The organism is Porphyromonas bennonis DSM 23058 = JCM 16335 (assembly GCF_000375645.1).
In the GTDB taxonomy this organism is placed as follows: domain Bacteria; phylum Bacteroidota; class Bacteroidia; order Bacteroidales; family Porphyromonadaceae; genus Porphyromonas_A; species Porphyromonas_A bennonis.
Genome location: NZ_AQWR01000061.1, coordinates 1 through 6787, shown reverse-complemented (window position 1 = coordinate 6787; position 6787 = coordinate 1). Strand labels below are relative to the sequence as shown.

The following is a 6787-nucleotide window of genomic DNA, read 5'->3' as shown; positions in this document are numbered from 1 at the left end:
GGATCAGCCGGCGGGGAGTGTACTCAATGCGCACTTCTGGCTCCTCGGTCGCTGCCATGACCGCTATGCGAAGCATCTCGACAATCCCGGCAGGCAGAGAATGCCGGCAGACTTCCACGTCCGGAGCGAAGCCTATATGAAGCTGGTGGCGCAGGCTTATGACCGAACTGGGGAGGAGGACTGGGATCTCCGTGANGGTCTCTATGAGGTGATCCTATCGCCTCTGGACAGAGTAGACTTCGCATCTATGGACTACTTAGAGCCACAGCTATTCCTCACGTCGGACAGTCCCCACTTCGCCGAGCCTCAGACGCTCACCATCCGTACCACCTTCCGNGACGGCACCGTCACTACCCTCACGAGCGAAATCAACAAACCCAAGTAACTACTTATACTCTTATGACGTCATCCAAGAAGTACCTCTATACAGTAGCCCTGGCTCTGCTGGGTGCCGTAGCCTTCCCCTCCTGCAACTGCAATGGCGGGGAGGATCAGCCGACCCCTCCACCCGCGGAGGAGAGGGCACTCGTATCATCACTCACTGTGACGGTAGAGGACCTAATCAACTCCTCAAAGAAAGATATGACCACTCAGTACGCCTACGGCAAGGAGGGTCGGGTGTCCTCTATGACGGTCAGCATAACTGGTGACGATGGTCCCCACAGCGAGACTTGGCCCATCATTTATGGAGATGGCACGATGACCGTTTCCTTTCCCTCTGAGCTTCAGGTGTTTCAGACAAATGCCAGCGGCTATATCATTGGGGAGAAAACGAGCGGAGCCGAGAGTTTCTTCTCAGCATCCTACGACACCGAGGGACACCTCCAGTCACTCAGGCACGAAGAGCAGGGAGTCTACACCTTCAGGTGGGAGGGAGACCTGATCTCAGAGCGCCAGCTTAGTATCGCCGAGTCGCAGGATATGACTTCACACACGACCTTTACCTACAGTAAGACAAAGGACCCCGCCGGGCTTATGGTCCTCTACATCCCAGAGTTCACCGACATCCCCTTACCCGGGATGTGGTTTGGCAAAGCGCCCGCTTACCTCCCGTCAAAGAGAGTCAGCACGCTAAAGATGCCGGTCAGCAACCTACCCGTCGAGATGACCACCACATTCGACTACACCCTTGACGCTAAGGGTCGTCCGGTAAAGATCGTCACCACGGAGAACTTGCAGTCCAAGAGCAAAGACTTCATACCGGACTTCGCAGGAAAAATACTCCGAACCACCTTCGAGATCACCTACAAGTAAGCGAGCAGAGCGCTCAGCGACACGACGTAGGGTGATCGAGACGCATTCTGTCTCCTAGCTGAAACAACTGTCACAATATACGCCAAAGGGGCTGTCTCACCGAGAAGTGAGGCAGCCCCTTTGTATTGAAGTATAACTCTAAAGCTATGCCTTAGGCATTGGCAGCGGCGACGAGGTCAGCGACCGTCTTATTGGCATCGCCGAGGAGGAGAGTTACGCCGGACTCACGCTCGTAGAGCGGGTTGGGGACTCCGGCGTAGCCGGGGTTGAGGTCGTAGTTGCAGATGATGACGTACTTCGCCTGATCGACATTGAGCACCGGCATGCCGTAGATCGGCGTACCCTCGGCCTCACGGGCGGCAGGGTTGAGGACGTCATTGGCTCCGATCACGATCACGAGGTCAGTGTCCTTGAAGTCGTCATTGATCCGCTCCATCTCGAAGAGGTCATCGTAGGGCACATCGGCCTCGGCGAGGAGGACATTCATATGACCCGGCATACGACCGGCAACGGGGTGGATGGCAAAGCGAACCTCTGCGCCCTTGCGGGTCAGGGTGTCCGCCAGCTGCTTCACCAGGTGCTGTGCCTGTGCGAGCGCCATACCGTAGCCGGGGACGATGATCACCTTCTTCGCATCAGTGAGCACCTTGGAGAGGTCGGGACCACCGGTGGCTTTCTTCACCTCCGAGGGTGCAGCGGCAGCCTCGGCAGCGAGCTGAGCCACCGTCTCCTTGGCGTCACCAAGCTTCAGCGTAACTCCCTCCTTGCGGGTGTAGAGCGGGTTCTCCACTCCGGCGTAGCCCGGCTTGAGGTCGTAGTTACAGATGATGATGTGCTTCGCCTGGTCGACATTGAGCACCGGCATACCATAGATCGGCGTGCCCTCAGCCTCACGAGCAGCAGGATTGAGGACGTCATTCGCACCGATCACGATCACGAGGTCGGTGTCCTTGAAGTCGTCATTGATCCTCTCCATCTCGAAGAGGTCATCGTAGGGCACGTCCGCCTCAGCGAGGAGGACATTCATATGGCCCGGCATACGACCGGCAACGGGGTGGATGGCAAAGCGAACCTCTGCCCCATTGCGGCGAAGCGTGTCGGCAAGCCCCTTCACCTCGTGCTGCGCCTGTGCGAGTGCCATACCGTAGCCGGGGACGATGATCACCCGCTTCGACTCGTGGAGGAGAGCACCCTCATCGGAGAGCTCCGTCGGCTCACCGGCAGCGGCAAGGGGTGCGGTCGTCTTAGCGAGGAGGTCACCTACCGTCTCCTTGGCATCGCCGAGGCACATCGTCACGCCCTCCTGGCGGGTGTAGAGCGGGTTCTCCACTCCGGCATAGCCCGGCTTGAGGTCGTAGTTACATATAATAATGTGCTTCGCCTGATCGACATTGAGCACCGGCATACCGTAGATCGGCGTGCCCTCAGCCTCACGGGCTGCAGGATTGAGTACGTCATTCGCTCCGATCACGATCACGAGGTCGGTCGACTTGAAGTCGTCATTGATCCGCTCCATCTCGAAGAGGTCATCGTAGGGCACGTCCGCCTCGGCGAGGAGGACGTTCATATGACCCGGCATACGCCCGGCGACGGGGTGGATGGCAAAGCGTACGTGTGCGCCATTGCGGGTCAGGGCATCAGCAAGGTGCTTCACCTCGTGCTGCGCCTGTGCGAGTGCCATACCGTAGCCGGGGACGATGATCACCTCCTTAGCCTCGTGGAGGAGCTTGGCGGTATCATCGGGAGCGGCATCCGCCTTGGCAGGTGCCTGAGTAGCGGCACTGACCAGGTCAGCCACCGTCTCCTTGGCATCGCCGAGACACATCGTCACGCCCTCCTTGCGGGTGTAGAGGGGGTTCTCCACCCCGGCGTAGCCCGGCTTGAGGTCGTAGTTGCAGATGATGATGTGCTTCGCCTGATCGACGTTGAGCACCGGCATGCCGTAGATCGGTGTGCCCTCCGCCTCACGAGCGGCAGGATTGAGCACATCATTCGCTCCGATCACGATCACAAGGTCGGTGTCCTTGAAGTCATCATTGATCCGCTCCATCTCGAAGAGGTCATCGTAGGGCACATCCGCCTCGGCGAGGAGGACATTCATATGACCCGGCATACGACCGGCGACGGGGTGGATGGCAAAGCGAACCTCGGCGCCATTGCGGCGAAGCGTGTCGGCGAGCTGCTTCACCTGATGCTGTGCCTGCGCGAGCGCCATACCGTAGCCGGGGACGATGATCACCTTCTTCGCATCGTGGAGGATCTCCGGGAGGGAGGCCTCCTTCTTAGCTGCCGGAGCAGCAGGGGCAGCGGCGGGGGCTGTAGCCTTGGGGGCAGCCTTCTTCCCCGCAGGGGCAGCGGTCTTGCCGAGGAGGATATCTCCGAGGGAGCGATTCATCGCCCGACACATAATCTGCGTGAGGAGGAGTCCGGAGGCACCCACGATACCGCCGATGGCGACCAGCATCACGTTGCCGATAGCCATACCGGCGATAGAGCCGGCGACACCGGAGAGCGAGTTGAGGAGCGAGATCGTGATCGGCATATCGGCACCACCGACGCGGATGGTGAAGAGCCCACCGAAAAGGGCGGCAAAGAGGACCGACAGGCAGATGATCCAGGCGGCGTTGCCGTCGTTGACACCGAAGAAGCTCCAGATGAAGAAGACGGCGCAAAGGGCGAGGGCGATGGTGAGGTAGAGGCTGTGATTCTTGATCACCTTGGGTCGGCCATCGATGACGCGGTGAAGCTTACCGGCAGCTATGAGGCTACCGACGAGCGTGATCATACCGACGATCACGGCGAGGACACCGGTAGAGGACTCGAAGGCCCCCAGTGAGAAGGAGTCGGCATGCATGACGGCCGAGGTGATCGACACCTCGGGCGAGGTGATGCCCATCAGGGTGACGATACCGACGAGTGCCGAGGCACCACCACCGAGACCATTGAGCAGTCCGACCATCTCAGGCATCTCGATCATCTTGACCTTACGAGCCATCATAAAGCCGATCACGAGACCGATGAGGATGAAGAAAAGGGTGCAGAGAAGTGGCACCATACCGTGTCCCCAGAAGGCGACGAGTATCGCCAGGATCATCGCCAGGATGCTGGTCCGGTTACCATTGACAGACGACGAGACACGGCTCATCATCCAGAGACCGGCGAGTACGAGGAGGGGGATAATAATAGTGAGTACTGACATCATAGGACTGATTATTTACCGCCCTTGGAGGACTTGCTGTGGTGAAACATCTTGAGCATCCGCTCCGTGACGCCAAAGCCGCCGACGACATTGATCATCGCCAGGATGAGTGCAATGCCGCCGAGGATCAGGGCGAGGTAGTAGCGGAAGTCCCCCCCGTAAGCATCGATGCACTCCACCGTCTCGCAGACGACGATGATGGCACCGACGATGGTGATGCCGGAGAGTGCATTCATACCCGACATCAGCGGCGTATGGAGCAGACTGGGGATCTGCCGGATGATGAAGTATCCGACCACTGCGGACACTATGAAGACCAGGACTAAGACTAGTGGTGAAGCCATATCAATAAGAGATAAAAAAGAGCCAAACCGGTCTCCCTATCCAGGAAAATCGATTTGGCTCATGGTGATTAGATGATTAGCACTCCAGAGGACCGTCTGCACCGAGCGCCTCGAGGCAGCCGGCATGTACGATCTTGCGGTCCTTGGTCACGGTAATACCCTTGCAGATCTCATCCTGAGGATCGAGGACGATCTTGCCGTCGTGAGTGAGATACTTGGTCAGGTTGTAGATATTCTGAGAGAACATCCAGGTGGAGCTATTGGCGAGCAGTCCGGGGATATTCTTGATACCGTTGATCATGACATCGTGGATGCGCTCGTGCTTTCCGGGAGGCGTGCACTCGCAGTTACCACCCTGGTCGATGGAGATGTCGACGATGGCAGCGCCCTTCTTCATCCCCTTGACCATCTCCTCGGTGATGATCGTAGGAGCGACCTTACCGGGGATCAGTGCGGAGCAGAAGACGATATCCATCTCCTTGATCGTGGGGTAGAGCTTCTCACGCTCTGCAGCCAGCACATCGTCGGGGAGACGCATAGCGTAGCCGCCCTCGCCGACAGCGAGCTTGGGATCGACACCGGTATCTACCACCTGAGCACCGAGAGACTTGGCATTCTCTGCAGCCATGGGACGGATATCAGCAGCGTAGGTGATCGCACCGAGACGCTTGGCGGTGGCAAGAGCCTGCAGACCGGCAACGCCGACGCCGATGACCATCACCTTGGCGGGGACGATCTGGCCAACAGCGGTAAACATCTGAGGCATAAAGTAAGGCAGGTCGTTGGCTGCCATGATCATACCCTTGTATCCGGCGCAGGTACTCATCGAGGTGAGTGCGTCCATATTCTGAGCGCGGGAGATACGGGGTACACCATCGAGGGTGAGAGCAACGACACCATTGTGGGCGAGCTTCTTCACCATCTCATGATTGACGGGGGAGGCGGGGTGGATGAAGGTGATCAGCACCTGCCCCTCGTGCATCATGTCTGCCTCATTCTTCTGCAGCTGCTCATTGAAGAGCGGCTCCTTGACCTTGAGGATCACGTCGGCCTTGTCGAAGAGTTCCTGGGTATCGGTCACCAGCTTGGCACCGGCAGCCTCGTAGTCCTTGTCGTGGTGGAAGGAAGGCTCTCCTGCACCTGCCTCTACGAGGACCTCGCAGCCGTCAGCGACGAACTTCTTTACGGTCTCCGGAGTCGCTGCGACACGACTCTCACCGGGCATGATCTCACGCGGAATGCTTATAATCATAGATGATAAGTGGTTGGGTTTGGTTTTAAAGGTGATTGTAATTGTCTTGTCTCAGACAAATGTATGGAAAAAAGAATCGGACTAATCAAGAAAAATGGAGGTTTTGGGATACTAAATTTTCACATTAATCCGTCTACTAATAGAATACGACCTCTCAAAATCAACACAGAGTACTAACAACCAGAAATTTATACGCACAACACAATCCACACTATCGCCCCAGATAAGCTCTTCCGAGCAAAAACCAAGTCGGGCTAATTGCTTACTGCGCTTAGCACATCCGGAGACTCTCACCGGGTCACCCGAACAGAAGTAAATCTATTACCGGTAATAGTGATCTCTAATACCGGTAATAGAGATCACTAATATCGGTATTAGATCCACGGCTGTCCGGATCACTGTGCACCGGCGTCCAGAGACACACTCTTACTCTCTGAAAGACAGAGCATTTCACAGCGTAAGCAGAAACAAGAGAGGTGGTCGTGGAGTCTCGGGCGTGGTACCCCAATCCGGCTGAGAGCGTAGGTGCAGGGGTGACGCATTTGAGCCTTAAAGCAAAGAAGTGATAATCCCTGTCGCTGTGCAATCCTGTCGACTGATCCCAGCCCTGCTGCTACCGCATGCCGATCCCGCAGGGGCGAAGCCCCGGAGGGATCATCGCTTTTTAGACCGGGTGTCGAGGCACGAAGTGCCGAAGACCCCGGGAAACGATGACGCATTCAAGGTATACGACCCCGC

4 protein-coding genes are annotated in these 6787 nt (G+C 57.4%); 1 reads left to right on the top strand and 3 read right to left on the bottom strand.

The annotated features are described in order from the left end of the window. The first annotated feature begins 399 nt into the window (after positions 1-399). Positions 400-1254 carry a DUF4595 domain-containing protein gene (locus tag B088_RS07815; protein WP_018107871.1) on the top strand — a complete coding sequence of 285 codons (855 nt, stop codon included), beginning with the start codon at positions 400-402 and terminating at the stop codon, positions 1252-1254. 151 nt (positions 1255-1405) lie between these two features. Here B088_RS07815 and B088_RS07810 read toward each other — a convergent pair whose 3' ends face one another. From B088_RS07810 to B088_RS07800, 3 genes are all read right to left on the bottom strand, one after another. Further along, the gene (locus B088_RS07810) at positions 1406-4453 is read right to left on the bottom strand and encodes an NAD(P)(+) transhydrogenase (Re/Si-specific) subunit beta (protein ID WP_018107870.1); all 3048 of its coding nucleotides are present in this window, start codon (positions 4451-4453) and stop codon (positions 1406-1408) included. 11 nt (positions 4454-4464) lie between these two features. Further along, positions 4465-4797: an NAD(P) transhydrogenase subunit alpha part 2 gene (locus B088_RS07805; RefSeq protein WP_018107869.1), complete on the bottom strand. Its 333-nt coding sequence runs from the start codon at positions 4795-4797 to the stop codon at positions 4465-4467. Positions 4798-4873: 76 nt separating this feature from the next. Continuing rightward, on the bottom strand, positions 4874-6049 hold the full coding sequence (locus B088_RS07800; RefSeq protein WP_018107868.1) for an NAD(P) transhydrogenase subunit alpha: 1176 nt from the start codon (positions 6047-6049) through the stop codon (positions 4874-4876). Positions 6050-6787 lie beyond the last annotated feature (738 nt).